At 65.8% G+C, this 14,956-nt stretch carries 16 protein-coding genes; 7 read left to right on the top strand and 9 right to left on the bottom strand.

The features are described 5' to 3' along the window. Positions 1-306: 306 nt before the first annotated feature. The gene (locus AC1D2K_RS14500; RefSeq protein WP_478089528.1) at positions 307-516 is read left to right on the top strand and encodes a hypothetical protein; all 210 of its coding nucleotides are present in this window, start codon (positions 307-309) and stop codon (positions 514-516) included. A gap of 197 nt (positions 517-713) precedes the next feature. Here the strand turns inward: AC1D2K_RS14500 and AC1D2K_RS14495 are convergent, their stop codons facing one another. Both AC1D2K_RS14495 and AC1D2K_RS14490 read right to left on the bottom strand, forming a co-directional pair. Beyond that, complete coding sequence (locus tag AC1D2K_RS14495; protein WP_478089527.1) at positions 714-1,451, bottom strand: TraB/GumN family protein; 738 nt, start codon at positions 1,449-1,451, stop codon at positions 714-716. Between the two features lie 63 nt (positions 1,452-1,514). Continuing rightward, positions 1,515-1,640 (bottom strand): hypothetical protein, encoded by a 126-nt coding sequence (locus AC1D2K_RS14490; protein WP_478089526.1) that lies wholly within the window; start codon positions 1,638-1,640, stop codon positions 1,515-1,517. Positions 1,641-1,997: 357 nt separating this feature from the next. Here AC1D2K_RS14490 and AC1D2K_RS14485 point away from each other — a divergent pair, with 357 nt between their 5' ends. Both AC1D2K_RS14485 and AC1D2K_RS14480 read left to right on the top strand, forming a co-directional pair. Beyond that, positions 1,998-2,252 (top strand): hypothetical protein, encoded by a 255-nt coding sequence (locus AC1D2K_RS14485; protein ID WP_478089525.1) that lies wholly within the window; start codon positions 1,998-2,000, stop codon positions 2,250-2,252. A gap of 136 nt (positions 2,253-2,388) precedes the next feature. After that, positions 2,389-3,480, top strand: coding sequence for a Bug family tripartite tricarboxylate transporter substrate binding protein (locus AC1D2K_RS14480; RefSeq protein ID WP_478089524.1), 1,092 nt, complete (start codon positions 2,389-2,391; stop codon positions 3,478-3,480). A gap of 302 nt (positions 3,481-3,782) precedes the next feature. Here the strand turns inward: AC1D2K_RS14480 and AC1D2K_RS14475 are convergent, their stop codons facing one another. The 4 genes from AC1D2K_RS14475 to AC1D2K_RS14460 all read right to left on the bottom strand — a co-directional run bounded on the left by AC1D2K_RS14475 (position 3,783) and on the right by AC1D2K_RS14460 (position 8,811). After that, complete coding sequence (locus tag AC1D2K_RS14475) at positions 3,783-5,216, bottom strand: S1C family serine protease (RefSeq protein ID WP_478089523.1); 1,434 nt, start codon at positions 5,214-5,216, stop codon at positions 3,783-3,785. Between the two features lie 148 nt (positions 5,217-5,364). Next, complete coding sequence (locus tag AC1D2K_RS14470) at positions 5,365-6,087, bottom strand: VOC family protein (protein WP_478089522.1); 723 nt, start codon at positions 6,085-6,087, stop codon at positions 5,365-5,367. Positions 6,088-6,090: 3 nt separating this feature from the next. Beyond that, entirely contained in the window at positions 6,091-7,065 is a 975-nt protein-coding gene (locus AC1D2K_RS14465; protein ID WP_478089521.1) for a Bug family tripartite tricarboxylate transporter substrate binding protein, read from the bottom strand. 51 nt (positions 7,066-7,116) lie between these two features. Beyond that, positions 7,117-8,811, bottom strand: coding sequence for a thiamine pyrophosphate-binding protein (locus AC1D2K_RS14460; protein ID WP_478089520.1), 1,695 nt, complete (start codon positions 8,809-8,811; stop codon positions 7,117-7,119). Between the two features lie 58 nt (positions 8,812-8,869). Here AC1D2K_RS14460 and AC1D2K_RS14455 point away from each other — a divergent pair, with 58 nt between their 5' ends. Further along, positions 8,870-9,586 carry a GntR family transcriptional regulator gene (locus AC1D2K_RS14455; protein ID WP_478089519.1) on the top strand — a complete coding sequence of 239 codons (717 nt, stop codon included), beginning with the start codon at positions 8,870-8,872 and terminating at the stop codon, positions 9,584-9,586. A 325-nt stretch (positions 9,587-9,911) separates the two neighbouring features. On the opposite strand, the gene AC1D2K_RS14450 is transcribed toward AC1D2K_RS14455, so the two are convergent. The 3 genes from AC1D2K_RS14450 to AC1D2K_RS14440 all read right to left on the bottom strand — a co-directional run bounded on the left by AC1D2K_RS14450 (position 9,912) and on the right by AC1D2K_RS14440 (position 12,786). Beyond that, complete coding sequence (locus AC1D2K_RS14450) at positions 9,912-10,985, bottom strand: TAXI family TRAP transporter solute-binding subunit (RefSeq protein ID WP_478089518.1); 1,074 nt, start codon at positions 10,983-10,985, stop codon at positions 9,912-9,914. 85 nt (positions 10,986-11,070) lie between these two features. After that, complete coding sequence (locus AC1D2K_RS14445; protein ID WP_478089517.1) at positions 11,071-11,895, bottom strand: hypothetical protein; 825 nt, start codon at positions 11,893-11,895, stop codon at positions 11,071-11,073. 108 nt (positions 11,896-12,003) lie between these two features. Beyond that, positions 12,004-12,786 carry an IclR family transcriptional regulator gene (locus AC1D2K_RS14440; protein ID WP_478089516.1) on the bottom strand — a complete coding sequence of 261 codons (783 nt, stop codon included), beginning with the start codon at positions 12,784-12,786 and terminating at the stop codon, positions 12,004-12,006. Positions 12,787-12,996: 210 nt separating this feature from the next. Here AC1D2K_RS14440 and AC1D2K_RS14435 point away from each other — a divergent pair, with 210 nt between their 5' ends. From AC1D2K_RS14435 to AC1D2K_RS14425, 3 genes are all read left to right on the top strand, one after another. After that, complete coding sequence (locus AC1D2K_RS14435; RefSeq protein ID WP_478089515.1) at positions 12,997-14,007, top strand: TRAP transporter substrate-binding protein; 1,011 nt, start codon at positions 12,997-12,999, stop codon at positions 14,005-14,007. A gap of 19 nt (positions 14,008-14,026) precedes the next feature. Then, a complete protein-coding gene (locus AC1D2K_RS14430) occupies positions 14,027-14,470 on the top strand; it encodes a type II 3-dehydroquinate dehydratase (RefSeq protein ID WP_478089514.1) in 444 nt (147 codons plus the stop codon). Between the two features lie 35 nt (positions 14,471-14,505). Then, positions 14,506-14,956: TRAP transporter small permease (locus tag AC1D2K_RS14425; protein WP_478089513.1), on the top strand; the 451-nt coding region annotated here is incomplete at its 3' end.

The raw sequence follows: 14,956 nt of genomic DNA, 5'->3' as shown, positions 1-14,956 counted from the left end.
TGTCGAAGTCGAGCTCATACAGGGATGCAAGCTCGAAGCTGCGGTCAGATTCGAGCGCAAGCACCAACTGTGAAAGTACCACTGCGGACTGTCCGTCCGGATTTCGTTCAATGAAGCGACGGGCGCGATAGATCGCATTCATCACTTCCTCCCAGTTTTGAGAGATCGCGATTGTGGCTCGATCCGCACCCCGGTGGGGAAAGACCACGACGCCCCCGCGCTGGCCGACTGTGAATGCTCCCGAAGCCGCATCGCTGATCCTTCTGCTCTTGGTTGCATGGGAGCTTCGTGCGGCGACGCGTTTCGATGCTGCGGTTGCCGCGCCATGTGTCGGAGTTTCCGGTTCCGCGCGAGGAGCGCATCCGGGTCCATCGATTGCTTGGCATCGTGCTTTGGCACGAGGAAATGAGCGTTGCACTTCCCGACACCGCCTGCGAGCACCTCGCGGAGATCGCGCCCCAAGACTTCGATCGTCAATTTCCGATCTGGTTGCGTCTCGCTGGCAGCCCGGGCTGAACTGGCGATCAGCGCGGTCTTCGGGTTCCATCGATCGACCAGGACGGCGCCCGCGAGCTGTCGACGCGCCCACGCGCACCAGATTTAACGCAACTTAACTTGAGTCGGCGCAGCCGGGCGGAGATGATGTGCCCTTCATGTCCACGCTCAACTGGGGTTTACTGCGCTTGGAGCTGGGTCACTTCCCAAAGAGACGGCTACATCATCAGCCGATTGACCGCGTGCCCATGGTCTCGTTCGAGCACTTCGCGCAGGTTGTTCGGGCCGCACAAATGACCCGCGCCGCACAAGACAAGAGTGCGCTCCGGCGATTTCGCCGCCCGAGCGATGATCGCAGCCCACTTCCGATTTCGTGTTTCGAACAGGGCTCGACGCATTGCTTCCGTCGTCCCGACCTTTGTGAGCGCCTCGAGCTTCGCGAGGTCGTGCACCCTCCACGCTCGGGCCTTGGCCTCAAAATCTCTCTGAGCCTCAAATCGCTGCTGGAGTGCGAACCGGATCGAAAAAATGAGGTCGTCCAGCGGAATGTCGTTGGCGGCGTGTACGAAATCCTCCGCTGTTTCAAGTTCCAGGACATCGCCTGACGACCCGAGCCAAGCTCTCACCGTTGGCTCAACGCCTTCGACGCGGGACAGCCCGATCGAGTTCACAACGAGGCATACCCCAAGTAGGCTGCAGCGATCGATGTCGCCAAGCGCGGCATGTGGCCAAACCCGATCGACTTCCTGGCGCAGGTCGGAGGAAAGATGCCCCGGCTTGAACCGAGCAGGCAACCTCACCAGCTCACCGGCCTTTTCCACCTTCGTCTCGATGTAGATCTTCTCCGCCCAATCGAATATGCGGCGGACGGGATCGATCCACCTTTGTTGGCCAGGCGGAAAGAAATGCAGCGTTCCAAGTATCCGCGTGCCAGTGCCCGCAATTTCGTACAGCATGCTGTCTCCAAAGTTCAGCGGCAGCCTATCACCGCTCACCGGTCCACATGCCTTCCGGTCGGATCAACGGGGCTTCTTGGGCGCCGGCTTCTTCGGCACCTTGGCGAGCTTATTGAGGGCCTGCTGCTGCCTGAAGTCGAGCAAGCCGGGAACGCGCGGGGCGCTGGTCTTCGGTACTTCTCTAAACATGGTTGGGGGCTTCAAAGAGCCTGAATGGTCTGCTTGTGGTCGCGCAACATCGTGTTCGTCTCCTTAACGAGTTGCCGCATCGTCTTCCACTGAGCGCCTGTGCCCACCCCGGCCGCGTTGCCCGACACGTTGCCGCCCGTGATAAAAAATAGGCATGCTGCGGTTTCGCCGCCAAGCCAAAGTTGTCCACAGCCAGCGGAATGCCCCAACCACAAACTCTTGCAAGCCTCTCCCCCAGACGATGGGCGACGACCATGAATGCTCGGCTCAGCATTCAATGACAGTGCGCCGCACGGAACTTCGGCCTATTGCACCGATGGCCGCGGGTCGAAGCGAGGTGCGTCAAGGAGACCCCCCATGGCAACAGACATTGATCCGAAGCACGCCCAGACCGGCCCCATCCATTTCTTCGGTGGCGTCCTCGTGGACGGGCCCGGCTACTCCATCCAGTTCGTAGGCGGCAAGATCGTCGTGAAGAAGGTCCCAGGCAACAACCCGATGGCGCGTCTGCTCGGGATCGCGGCAATGGCCGAGGGTCTGGATCCGAAGGTGGTTGAAGGCATTCACGCAGCAATCGCGCCCCACCTTCAGAGTGCCATGAAGGGCGCTTGACGCCCCCGGCTGTACGTGCGGAGCCGTTCAGTTCGGGGCGGTCCCCAACCTGGCTCAAATCATTTGAGTGAGGTTGGGCGACCAGCTCGGCCCTGTGTGCTGGCGCGCAGAGTGCTCGGCGCATACCAATCCTGCGATGCCCGTCCGCAAATACGCCCGACCGCCCACGGATCATGTCGTAAGGCAGCTCACCGACGACCTCTGGTACGCCAGGCATACGGTTGTGGAGTTGATGTCGGAGCCGGCTCAAGAAATCCTGCGGACCTACTACGACTGCGTCACCGTCGAAGAAACGCACATGTGGATGCAGCACATCGCCGATGATTTGATCGATCTGGCGGTGCCGCTGCCGAGGCGAAGCGCGCTCGAGCTTGGAGATCGGGCCATGTGCCCGCTGTGCGGAGCCGGTGCTCAAACGCTGTACGAGCGGGGCCAGCCCGTGATCGTCGACAACGTGCCCGGCGCGGGCGGCAACATCATGGCCGCCCGCCTGGCAGGCGCACCGGCTGACGGCTACACCGTCGGCATCGCCGCGGCCGGTTCGATGGCCATCACCTTCGAACTGAATCCCAAGGGCACCAACTACAAGCCCGGCAGCTTCCAGCCCGTCACCATGCTGGCCTCGCAGCCCAACGTGCTGATCGTCAACAACAGCGTGCCCGCCAGCAACCTGCAGGAATTCAAGGCCTACGTGAGCCGCACCCCATCGGCCAGCTACGGCATCGCCGGCGTCGGCATCTCCAACCACCTGATCGCCGAAGCCATGCTGCATCGCCTGGGCGTGAAGATGGAAGCCGTGCCCTACAAGGGCGCCTCGCCGGTGATCACCGACCTGCTGGGCGGCCACATCGTGATGACGATGGACAACATCACCACCGCCGCGCAGCTCGCCAACGAAGGCAAGGTCAAGGCGCTCGGCGTGACCAGCGCCCAGCGCGCCCCGCAACTGCCCAACGTGCCGACGCTTCAGGAGCAGGGCCTGGCCAACTTCGACATGCCGACCTGGCAGGGCTTCTTCGCGCCGGCGGGCCTGCCGGCACCGATCCTGCATGCCTACTACGAAGCGCTGCAGGAGGTTCTCAAGCAGCCGGGCACCGTCGAAAAGATGGCGCGCCTGGGTTCGCAACCCGTGGTCGGCATGGACTCGACGAAGTTCGCCAGCTTCCTCGAGGCCGATCGCCGCCAGTGGAGCGCCACGATCAAGGCGGCCAATATCAAGGCGGAATGATCGCGCGCGGCACCGTGGAGACGATGGCAGGGGGCAGCGCCCCGATCGCGCCGCGTTCCCGAGCCGCACGCAGTAGCACACCCTCTGCCGGCGCGAGCGCGCCGTAGTCGAAACTGTTGCCGCTGATAACGCCTTATTTGATTTGAAGCGCGCCTTGCGGCTTCTTGCGAAGTGAAGCCCTTGCAACTCACCGCATCCAATCGCTTCATCCGATGGTCACGCCCCCTGCCCTCCGTCCTGCGGCCCCTGCGCGGACGAACGCGACCTCGCCTGGCGCGGCGTCATGCCAAAGCACACTGGACTCAGCGGATCGCCGTGAGTTCGAGTTCCTCGTCGATGTAGAAGGCCGCCCCGCTGGCGCCACCGCGCGTGTTGGCAGTGAACCGCACCACGCGGGAAAGCTCCGGCGACCACCATGCGCTGGCGCGGTAGGCACCGGTTGCATGGCTGCCGCCGCTTGCGACCGTCTTGCGAATCACGTAGCCACGGTAGTCGATGCGCAGCAGGCGCTGCTCAGTGCCGGCGACGAACCGTGATTCCGCGCTCGCCACCTGGGCGTCCAACCGGAGTTCGATGGAGTTGGAACCTGCTGACTTGCCCATGTACTGCACGCGCCACTCGTCCCCTTCCCGCATCCGGCCGGGGCGAATCCAGCCGCCGGGCGGCATTGCCGCATCGAACTCGCCGGCGATCGGCGATGCGATTTCGATCACCTCGCCGTCACGCCTTTCCACCCAGGCGCCGTTGTTGTAGCTGAGCGAGTCCTCGGTGGCCGCATCCGCGCGGTAGACGATCTTGCGCGTGATGCCGGTCAGGCGATCGGTCAGGAGATACTCGATCTGCGACCAGCGCGCGGCGGAGATGGATGGACCGTGATCGCCAGGCGGCGCGATCGGCGAATCGGCCGGCCCCGGGCCTGGCCGGGTTGCGGTTTTTGGCGTCGGCGGGGCCGGGGCCTTGGGCGCGGCTTCGCTACCGACGCCTGGACGTGACTCTTGCGCAATCGAAGCCGGAGCTTTGCGCACGGCGGCCGGCGGCTCCAACGGAGCAATGCGCGCTTGCCATTCGAGGCGACCCGCGCGGCGGCTGAGTGCATCCACCCAGCGCGAAGGAACGGCGAAGTTCAGGTTCTGCGACTCCTTCAGGCCAGAAGTCGTGATGCCGATCAGACGGCCATGCGCATCGAAGAGCCCGCCGCCGCTGGAGCCGGGCGAGATCGGGGCGCTGGTCTGCACCATGGTCAGGCTGCCGTCCTGTGCGCGCCGCAAGCCGGACAGCAAGCCATCGCTGATCGTCTGTTCAAGGCGGCGCGGCGCGCCAACGGCGTAAACGCGCATCCCGGGTCGCAGGCTGGATTCGGGCGCCAGCAGCACGGTGGGGGCCTGAAGTCTTGCGACCCGCAGAAGGCAAAGATCGTGCTCGGGATCGGCCTCTGCCTGCTGCGCGGTCAACTGGGTGTCGCCGCGGCGGATGGCGACGCGGGCCRCATCGCGCACCACGTGGCAGTTGGTGACCAAGGTGTCGGCTGCGATAACGACCGCGCTGCCCGAGGCGAACGGCCGACCCTGCGCATCACTGGCGTACACGACCCAGATGCTTGGCGTGACGCGGTCGAACAGTTCCGCCGCATCGAGCGGCGTGTCCGACATTTCGATCAACTGCTGCGCGGCGCCCAGGCTGCAGCCCAGCGCCAACAGGGCCGCGCCGACCCCACGTTTCCAGTTGCCTCGTGACATTCCCTCTCGCACCCTCGTGATCCTGTCTTGAGGATGTTACGGCTGCTGCGCGCAGGCCCGCAACCGCGGGCCTGGGAAGTGCTTCCGGCGTCAGCGAAATACCACAGTCCTATGCCCGTCGGCAGCATCCGGTCAACCTGCCCAGGCCCTACCGCGGGTGGAATGCAACCCCGTGTGCCAGCACCGGATCGAACTGCAGGCTCTTGTGTGACGCGTCAACGTCCAGCGTGATCGCGCTCGGTCCTTCGCCACGCGCCCTGCCCCGCTCGGCTTGGAGCTCGACCTTGCAGCCTTCCAACCGGACGCCGCCGCCGGCCACCGCATCCGGGCCCAGCAGCATGCGATAGCGCGCCAGGCTGGCCGCAACGTCCTGCACCGCCACGTGCACGACGGCGACGCCCCGTGCACCGTTGGCATGGCGACGAACGTCACCCACTGGCACACGAAGCTCCCTCGGCGTGAGATCCGCACACAGAAACGGCAGGTCATGCCGCAGCTGCCGCGCCGAACTCCAGGCGATGCGCACACCGTCAGGCCGCTGCCGCGCACCCGGAACGGCAATCAGCTCGGCGAGGCCGCGTTCGCGCGCGTCGGCCACCGCGGCATCGATGTCCTGCGGCAACAGCGCAAAGTCGACCAGCCCCTCGCCCGCCGCATCGAGCACGCGCCACCAGCGCTCCTCGGGCGAAGGCGCCGAATAGGCGATCAGCTCCAGGTAGCTGCCGTCCTCGAACACGATCAGCGCATTGACGGTGTTGCGCCCCGGATGCTTGCCGCCGGCGATGACGGTGAAGCCGGCGCGCCGGTAGTCGGCCACCGCCTGGTCCAGGGAGGCCACCGCAATCACCATGTGGTCCAGCACCATGGGCATGGCTTACTCCTCCAGCTTGAGCTGGGTTTCGCGCACGAAGGCGCTCCAGCGCTCGTACTCGGCACGGGCGTGCCGGTCGAGGCCCGGGCCATCGGTGGCAAGGACCTCGAAGCCCGCCTGCGTGAGCTTGCTGTTGACCTCGGGCGTTTGCAGCGTGGCGCGGAAGCCCTCGCCGAGCGCGGCCAGCTTGTCTGCCGGCGTGCCCGCGGGGGCGAAGATTCCGATCCACGAATAGGCCTCGAAGCCCGGGAAGCCGGACTCGGCCACGGTGGGCACGTCGGGCAGCTCGGGCAGGCGCTTGGAGCCGGTCACGGCCAGCGGCTTGATCTTGCCGGCGGCAATTTGCCCCTTGAGCGCGGCGTAGCTCAGGAGCGTGAGCTGCGAGACGTCGCCCAGCACGGCCTGTACCGCCGGTCCTCCGCCGCTGTAGGGCACGTGCAGCACGTAGATGCCGGCACGACGCTTGATGTCTTCCATCACCAAGTGGTTCATGGACCCCACGCCGGTGGAGGCGTAGCTGTAGCGCGCGGGGTCCTTGCGCGCGGCGGCGATGAAGCCCCGCAGGTCTTTGGCCGGCACCGAGCTCGAGGCGCCAATCACCAGCGGGAAGCGTACCGCCAGCGTGATGCCGGCGAAGTCCTTGAAGGTGTCATAGGGCAGCTTGGACTTGGCGATGGGATTGATGGCGTGCGTGTCGAAGCTCACCAGCACCGTGTTGCCATTGGGCGCTGACTTGGCCACGTAGTTGGTGGCCAACTGGCTTGCGGCGCCGGGCTTGTTCTCGACCACCACGGAGCGGCCCAGGCGCTTCTCGAGCTCGGGCTGCATGATGCGCGCCGCGATGTCGGTGCTGCCCCCGGGGGGAAAGGTGATGACCATGTGCAGCGGCGCGTCCGAGGACTGCGCCGCAGCGCCACCGTACAGGCCCAGAGCGGCCGTGGCCACCAGCGCCTGACGTCGATTGAACTGGATCTGCATCTTCTGTGGGCCTTTCAGGGTTCGTGAATTCCGGGTATCGATTGCTGTTGCTCAGCCCATCCACTGGCTGACCGGCACAGCCGTGTCTTGCAACGGTTGCGAGATCACGTCGACCAAGGCGGGGCCGTCGTGTGCCAGCGCCGCCTTCAACGCCGATTCCAGCTCGGCCGGGTCTTCCACGCGCCACGCCTTGACGCCGAAAGCCTCGGCGACGCGCGCGTGGTCGGTGCGGTTGAAATCCACCGAGTAGTAGCGCTCGTCGTAGCCCGTCTTCTGGCTGGCCTTGATCCAGCCGAACACCGAGTTGGAGAACACGATCATCTTCAGCGGCACGCCGCGACGCACGATCGTTTCCATCTCGCCGCAGGTGAAGCCGAAGCTGCCGTCGCCCATGACCGAGACCACCGTGGCGTCGGGCCTGCCGAAAGAGGCACCGACGCCGGCGGCCATGGAGAAGCCCAGCGCGCCCTGGGCGCGGTTGGTGATGAAGTGGCGGCCGGCCTGCGGCGCGTCGAAATAGGCAGCGAAATACGGGCACGGCGTGCCCGGGTCTGCCACCACGATGGCATTGGCGGGCAACAAGCGGTTCAGCGCATCCACCACGCGCTCAGGTTTGATGGGGCGGTCGCCGGACTGCGCCAGGCCGGCGAAGAAGGCCTGCTTCTGCATGCGGCTGCGCGCCACGAGGGCTCGGCCGTCGACGGCATCGGCCGGCCGGTGTGCGATGCGCTGGCGCACCTCGGCGGCCAGCGCCGCCAGGCCCAGGCGCGCATCGCCCACCAGGGCCACGTCGGTGCGGTAATTGGTGGCGATGGTGCCGGGGTCGATGTCCAGATGCACGATGGCGACTTCGCGCGCCGGCATCTTCCAGTGTTCCGTGGTGGTCGACCCCGCCCGCGCGCCGACGAAGAGCACCAGGTCGGCCTCGGCGATGACCTCGCGCGTGGCCGCCACACCGCCGTTGGTGCCGATCACGCCGGCATTGAGCGGGTGCCCGCTGGGCAGGCTGCCGCTGCCACTGATGGTGATGCACACGGGCGCGTTGAGCTGCGTGGCCAGCGCCTCCAGCTCGCCGTGGGCGCCGGAGATGACCACGCCGCCGCCGCACACGATGACCGGGCAGCGCGCGGCCGCCAGCTTGGCGGCCGCACGCTCCACTTCGGCGGGGTCGGGCGCGAACCGATAGGCCGGGTAGCGGTCGTGCCCGGGCTGAGCCCACACGTCGGTCGGGTCGATGGCGTGCTTTTGTACATCGTAGGGCAGGCAGATGTGCGTGGCGCCGGGCCGGCCGGTGACCATGGCTCGGAAGGCGCTGCGCACCGCGTGCGGGATCTGGTCCGCGCGGTCAATGGTGGTGTTCCACTTGGTCAGCGGCTGATAGAGCGCTTGCTGGTCCAGTTCGGTCAGCGGAAACTTGCCGCGCGCACCCACTGACACGTCAGAGGTGATTCCCAGCACCGGAATGGCCGACTCGTTGGCCTCCACCAGACCCGGCAACAGGTAGGTGGCGCCGCCGCCGCTAGGGCCTTCGCAGATGCCTGGCTTGCCCGTGACGCGGGCGTAGGCGTCGGCCATGTAGGCAGCACTGCGCTCGTCGCGCGTGAGTACGTGGTCTATGCCATGGTCAAGGCGTGCCAGCGCGTCGTAGAAAGGCAGGCTGGTGTCGCCGCACAGTCCGAAGATGTGCTTGACGCCATTGAGCTGCAACATGCGCACCATCGCGTCGGCGCCGTTCATGGAAGACATTCGATAAGCTCCAGCGGGTTGGAATCAGTTAAGAACTCAATTTAGTATACTTAAAAGCATGCAGAGCACAAGCAGCCACGGGAGATCCGGGCCGATTTCCAAGACGCGCCGCGAGCGCGGCACGGGCGTTTTCGAGGCGCTGCGGGACATGGCGATCTCCTACCAGCTCAAGCCCGGCGAGCGCCTGAGCGAGATCGAGCTGGCCCAGCGCCTGGGCGTGAGCCGCACCCCCGTGCGCGAGGCCCTCACCCGGCTGGTGAACGATGGCTTTTTGCTTCCGGCAACGCGCGGCTTCGTACGCCGTCCACTCGACGTGCAGGAGACGCTGGACCTCTACGAGGCCCGCGTGGCCGTCGAGAGCGCCTGCCTGTCGCTGGCCATCCAGCGCGCCACCGACGCGGACCTTGCCCAAGCCGTGGCTTACCTGGCCGCCAGCCAGAAGGCGCCGTCGGACGCGCCGGTAGAAATGTTGGTGGAACTGGACGAGGGGTTCCACCTGCGCATCGCCGATATGGCGCGCAACCAGGAACTGCGCCGCATGCTGGGCGTGCTCAACGAGCGCATCCGCTTCATCCGCTGGATCGACATGGAGAACGTGGGCCGCAACGCGACACAGAAGGAGCACCGGCAAATTCTGAAAGCCCTGCAGGCGCGCGACGAGGCGACGGCACAGCAGGTGCTCAAGGAGCACATCGGGCTGCGCAAGGAGCAGATCGTGGACGCGATTGCCAAAGGCTTGGCGAAGATCTACCTGCCGCCGGAGACTGCAGCGTGAGATCCGTTTTCCGCTGCGGGCAAGCGGCCACGCAATGACGTCTGGGAAGTACCGATCGGACGATGGCTCTCGCGCGGGCCTCAAGGTGCAGCGAGCGCGGCCGGCAAGGTGCTGTTTGTGAACGTGCAGTCGCCCGGCATCACGTTCGCGATCTGGGGGCCTTGGGCACGCGGCCCGCTTTGATGTCGCTATCGGCTTGGCGCAGCGCAGGCGTGGTCTCAACCTRCCGACCGGCAACAACCATCTGGGGCGAACGCATGCAGAATTCGATCTGGACAGTGGAGGCGGTCGGATCGATTGGTGCGTGGACGAGATCCGTCGCAACTCACCGCCTGCAGATACCCAGCACCAGTTCCTGCTCCGTGCAAGCCCGCGCTGGCGGCGGCGCCGGGGCGGCGGCCGAAGCAGCGACGGCTGCCCGGCGGGCGATGCAGGTGCGCATGCGCTTTTCCATGGGCGCGTAGTAGCGCCACCCTTGGCTCAGGGCCGGGAGCTCCAGGCGCACTTGCTTCCACTTGGGATGGCCGTTGGCCTGGAGCTTGTCGAAATTGAGGCAGAGGGATTCGGCAAAGCGACCCAGGTTTCCGACCGTCGACTGCAGTCCGTAGTCGTAGGTGACCAGGTAGGCCTTCACGGTCAGGGTGGGCACGTCGGCCTTGAGCCAGGTCGAATAGCTGGCGGCGCGTATCACCGCAGGAAAGTAGGTTTTCTTCGCCCGCGCCGTCTCCGGCGCCGCGTCGTCGAGCTTCAGGATCTTGATGTAGTTGCGCGCCTCGGCCTTCATGTCCGAGAACAGCTTGGCCGGCTGTCCGGCGACGATGATGGCGACGTCGATCGACTTGTCGACCGTGAGTCTGGCCAGCGCCTCCTCGTTGCTCAGGTACTGCGCGTTGGCCGACGGCAGCGGCTCCCCGAACATCAGCTGGTACAGCGTTCTCGACGTCAGCGCCGTGCCGCTGCCCAGCGGGCCGACGCCGATCACCTTGTTCCTGATCTCGTGGATGCTGTTCAGCGGCGAGTCGGCGCGGGCGACGAAGTAGATCTCTTCGTCATAGAGCGGCATGACGAGGCGCAACGGACGAATGATGTTGCCGGCATCGGCGTTGCCCGCCTTCGCCTCGTCCAGAAACGCCTGATAGACGTCGGACTGCACCAGGGCCAGCTTGACGCCGGGCTCGAAGCGCATGCGCTGGACGTTCTCCGCCGAACCCTTCGACTCAAGGACTTCGAGGTCGATGTCGGCGGGCTCGGCGACCCAGGTGGCAAGGTCCCGGCCGATCTGGATGTAGGTGCCGGTTTTCGATGCGGTGACGATCTTGTACTCCGCCCGAGGCGCCGCGGCCGCGCACGCAAGGAAGGCCATCCACAACAGTCCGGTCAACAGGGATCTGATAGGCATGCTGGCTCCATCGAAGGTTGGTGGTCACACCAGGTGATGCCTGGCTCATTCTTGCGGCTCACTGTCTGGTTCGCACTCTCTCTCCCTATTTCTTCGAGCACAAGGCCAGCGCCGCAAGCGCATCGCTGCACACTTGCTCCTGCGATCCCGCCTTGCCGATGGCGGGTGCGGAAACGGCGGGCACGGGCGCTTCGGGAAGCAAGGGGACAGGGGCAGGCGGCGACAACTTCAGGGCGGCGTCCGGAGGCGGTTCACGCCTGGCGGCTTGTTCCTGCACGCGCCGATCGAAGGCCTCCCTCAGCGCCTCAACGCCCGGGTCATCCGCATGCTCGGCATCGAGTGCCGCGAGCCCCTGCTCCGCGGCACCCAGGTCGCCGCGGTCCAAGGCGCCCTGCACTCGCTTGACCTCGGCCCTGAACGCTTGCAGACTGCCGGCCTCGTTCCGATCGTCGAAGAAGGCGCGCTCGAGCCCCAAGGTAGCGAGCGCGATCAAGACCAGGGCGGACGCGATGGCGACCACCATGCGCCGGGGGGTTGCGAACCGCGCCGCCCAACGCGCCTTGCCGCCGCCTCCCGGCACTTCCGTTTGCCACAAGGCGCCAGGTCGGACGAGACCGATTTCGAGATCCGCTTCCTCGTTGGCGGCGCCCGTCGGGCCGGGGATGTGGATGATTTCCTCCGCATCTGCCTGCACGGTGTCCGCGAAGTCGATGACCACGGGGGCCCGCGTCTCATCTTCAGCAGCGACGCCGCGCCCGGGCTTGAGGGGCGGTCTTGCACCGTCGGCCTCGAGCGTAGCCATCTGATCCTCGAAGCAGAACGGGCAAAACCGGTTCCCGGCCTGAAGCATCGCAGCGCATCGCCTGCAGGGGACGGAGAACGATGGGTCCAGGTCTGCCGGGTCGGCCATGGTTCGGCACAAGGTTCATGTTCGCGGCGGGATCGAGCGGTTTTTTGATTCTGGACCTACTTTTGCGCCGAACCAAGCGCGTTTTCATGGGCCGCTGCCCTCCTGGCCTCAGGCGCGTCGCTTGAACATCGCCGATCCGCCGCTCGCGTGTGCGACCTCGTCCGCGGTAGCGACAAGGGCCGGGCCGAGTGCCAGCATGCGCTCTTCCGTCAGTCGAACCAGAGGGCCCGCGATCGTGATCACGCCGATCACGGCGCCGTTGCCGCTTCGCACCGGCGCAGCCATGGCGGTCATGGCCGGTGCGAACACCTCGTTGATCATGCTGAACCCGCGCTTGCGCGCCTGTCGGACGAAAGCCAGCACCGCCTTGACGGTCGTCGGCGCCTTCGGCCCGAATTCGCCCGCCTTGCCGAAGCCCTGCCTGGCGATGAGTTCGAGCGCCTGTTCGTCCGTCATCGTCGACAGCCACGCATGGCCGGCCGAGCTGCACGACAGATTGACCGACAGGCCCATGTCCGGGTCGTAGCGCAGGCCGCGCGTCGCGCCCTGCGCCTTCGCGACGAAGGTGAGCGCGTCGCCGTCGACCACCGCCAGCCGGACCAGTTCGCCCGACTCGGCCGCGAGTCGATCCAGCAAGGGCTGCGCCACATCCACGATGCCGCTGTTGCTGAGAAAACTCAGGCCGAGTGAAACCAGCTTGATGGTCAGCGAGTAGTCGCCGTGACTCTGGTCCTGCCGCACGTAGCCGCAGCGGATCAGTTCGGCCAGCAGGCGGTGCGTCGCGCTCAGCGGCATGCCGAGATCGGTGGCCAATGCAGACAACTGCCGGCCTTCCGGATGCTCGGCGAGGTGCTCCATCAGCTTGAAGCTGCGTTCCAGTATTGCGCTCATTCTCTAGCCCTGAAGGCCCCTCCAAATCCCCGCCGCCCGGCTTGCTGCCGCGGCGCGCGGGAAGCAAAACGTCAATGTACCGCTTTTCCGGAAAGCGTTTCTACTAATGGAAACCTTTTCCACAGATCGCTAAGATCGCGCCGCATCCTGCGTCGGATCGCCTGCAAGAGCGTCTGCCGCGCCCCGAAATCACGTCGTCTGGAGCCCTTCTTGAGAACCCTACTCCCTCGCCTGCTGGCGGCTGCCGGCCTCTCCCTCGCCCTGGCGGCCCCCGCATTCGCGCAGGATGGCCAGGTGCGTGTGATCCGCTTCGGCCACCTGAACAACGCCGACCATCCGGTGAGCTTCGGCGTCAAGCGCTTCGGCGAACTGCTGGCCGCCAAGAGCGGCGGCAGGATGCGGGTGCAGGAATTCCCGGCGTCCCAGTTGGGCAACGAACTGCAGCAGCAGTCCGCGCTGCAAGGCGGCGTGCAGCAGATGTCGGCGCCTGCCACCACGTCGCTGGCGGGCATCGTCAAGGAATTCGGCCTGGTCGACTTTCCCTTCGCGGTCAGCACCTTCGCCCAGGCCGACGCATTGCTCGACGGCCCGATGGGTCAGGCGCTGATCGCCAAGCTGCCGGAGAAGGGCCTGGTGGCGCTGGGCTACTGGGACCTGGGCTTTCGCAACGTCACGAACAGCAAGCGCCCCATCGCGAAGGCCGACGACCTCGAAGGCCTGAAGATCCGCGTGATCCCGAACCCGGTGTTCCTCGACACCTTCAAGGCCTTCAAGGCCAACCCGGTGCCGATGCCGTTCGCGGAGCTCTATGGCGCGCTGGAATCGAAGGCCGTCGACGGCCAGGAAAATCCGTTCTCGGTGATCCTATCGAACAAGTTCTTCGAGGTGCAGAAGTTCCTGAGCGCCACGAACCACGTGTATGCCGCCAACATCGTGCTGGTCAGCAAGAAGTTCTGGGACCAGCTCTCGCCCAGCGAGCAGAAGTGGATGCGCGAATCCGCCGACGAAGCGCGCGGCTACCAGCGCCAGGTGAGCCGCGCCGCGGCGCAGAGATCGGTGGGCGACCTGCAGGCCAAGGGCATGCAATTCAACGAGGTGAGCCCGGCCGAGCAGGCGCGCATGCGCCAGATTGCCAAGCCCGTCATCGACCGCTTCGCCGCCAGCTACGACCCCGCGATCGTCAAGCTCTACAACGACGAGCTTGCCCGCATCCGCAAGTGAATCCGACCCAAGGCATCCCATGAAAATCCTCGTCCTGCACGGACCCAACCTCAACCTCTTCGGGCGCCGCGAGCCGCACATCTACGGCACGACGACGCTGGCCGAAATCAACGACCGGCTCGAAAAGCTCGCGGCCGAACTGGGCGTGACGCTCGACATCATCCAGTCGAACCACGAAGGCGACCTGATCGACTTCCTGCACCGGAACATCGACGAAGCGCAGGGCGCGCTGGTCAACCCCGCAGGCCTGACGCAGCATGGCGTTCCCCTGCATGACGCGATCAAGGCCATGCCGTTCCCGACACTGGAAGTCCACATGTCCAACATCGCGACGCGCGAGACGTGGCGCACGCACTCGATCATCTCGCCGGCGGTCAAGGCCACCATCCAGGGGCTGGGTCCGATCTCGTATCTTGCGGCGCTGCGCGCGCTCGTCGAGACGCTGCGCGAGACGCAGGCCTGACGCCTTTCGTCGATCAATCAGGAGACAGAGACAACATGAATCGATGGATCGATCGAAGCTGCAAGGCCATCGAGGCCGTCATCGCCTTTTTCCTGGCGGTGATGGTGGTGCTGGTGTTCGGCAACGTGGTGCTGCGCTACGGCTTCAACTCGGGCATCACCGTGTCGGAGGAGGTCTCGCGCTGGCTCTTCATCTGGGTCACCTTTCTCGGCGCGCTCGTGGCCTTGAAGGAGCACGGTCACCTGGGCATGGACATGGTCGTCCAGAAACTGCCGGCCGCCGGGAAGAAGTTCTGCGCCGTCGCCGGCCACCTGGTGATGCTCTACATCGTCTGGCTCCTGTTCCAGGGCAGCCTGGCCCAGACCCGGATCAACTGGGACGTGACCGCCCCCGTGACGGGCGCCTCGATGGCCATCGTCTACAGCGTGGGCATCGTGTTCTCGGTGCTGGCGGCAGCCATCCTCGCGCTGGATCTCTATCGGATCC

This window comes from Variovorax sp. P1_H12_2 (assembly GCF_056405335.1).
The sequence above is the reverse complement of the archived record's forward strand: the minus strand, read 5'-3'. Positions and strand labels throughout refer to the sequence as shown.

What these genes read in the sequence shown, in the direction of transcription:
- AC1D2K_RS14500 (WP_478089528.1), top strand. Translation starts at nt 307, where the DNA reads ATGCTGCGGTTGCCGCGCCATGTGTCGGAGTTTCCGGTTCCGCGCGAG.
- AC1D2K_RS14495 (WP_478089527.1), bottom strand. Translation starts at nt 1,451, where the DNA reads ATGCTGTACGAAATTGCGGGCACTGGCACGCGGATACTTGGAACGCTG.
- AC1D2K_RS14490 (WP_478089526.1), bottom strand. Translation starts at nt 1,640, where the DNA reads ATGTTTAGAGAAGTACCGAAGACCAGCGCCCCGCGCGTTCCCGGCTTG.
- AC1D2K_RS14485 (WP_478089525.1), top strand. Translation starts at nt 1,998, where the DNA reads ATGGCAACAGACATTGATCCGAAGCACGCCCAGACCGGCCCCATCCAT.
- AC1D2K_RS14480 (WP_478089524.1), top strand. Translation starts at nt 2,389, where the DNA reads ATGCCCGTCCGCAAATACGCCCGACCGCCCACGGATCATGTCGTAAGG.
- AC1D2K_RS14470 (WP_478089522.1), bottom strand. Translation starts at nt 6,087, where the DNA reads ATGCCCATGGTGCTGGACCACATGGTGATTGCGGTGGCCTCCCTGGAC.
- AC1D2K_RS14465 (WP_478089521.1), bottom strand. Translation starts at nt 7,065, where the DNA reads ATGCAGATCCAGTTCAATCGACGTCAGGCGCTGGTGGCCACGGCCGCT.
- AC1D2K_RS14460 (WP_478089520.1), bottom strand. Translation starts at nt 8,811, where the DNA reads ATGTCTTCCATGAACGGCGCCGACGCGATGGTGCGCATGTTGCAGCTC.
- AC1D2K_RS14455 (WP_478089519.1), top strand. Translation starts at nt 8,870, where the DNA reads ATGCAGAGCACAAGCAGCCACGGGAGATCCGGGCCGATTTCCAAGACG.
- AC1D2K_RS14450 (WP_478089518.1), bottom strand. Translation starts at nt 10,985, where the DNA reads ATGCCTATCAGATCCCTGTTGACCGGACTGTTGTGGATGGCCTTCCTT.
- AC1D2K_RS14445 (WP_478089517.1), bottom strand. Translation starts at nt 11,895, where the DNA reads ATGGCCGACCCGGCAGACCTGGACCCATCGTTCTCCGTCCCCTGCAGG.
- AC1D2K_RS14440 (WP_478089516.1), bottom strand. Translation starts at nt 12,786, where the DNA reads ATGAGCGCAATACTGGAACGCAGCTTCAAGCTGATGGAGCACCTCGCC.
- AC1D2K_RS14430 (WP_478089514.1), top strand. Translation starts at nt 14,027, where the DNA reads ATGAAAATCCTCGTCCTGCACGGACCCAACCTCAACCTCTTCGGGCGC.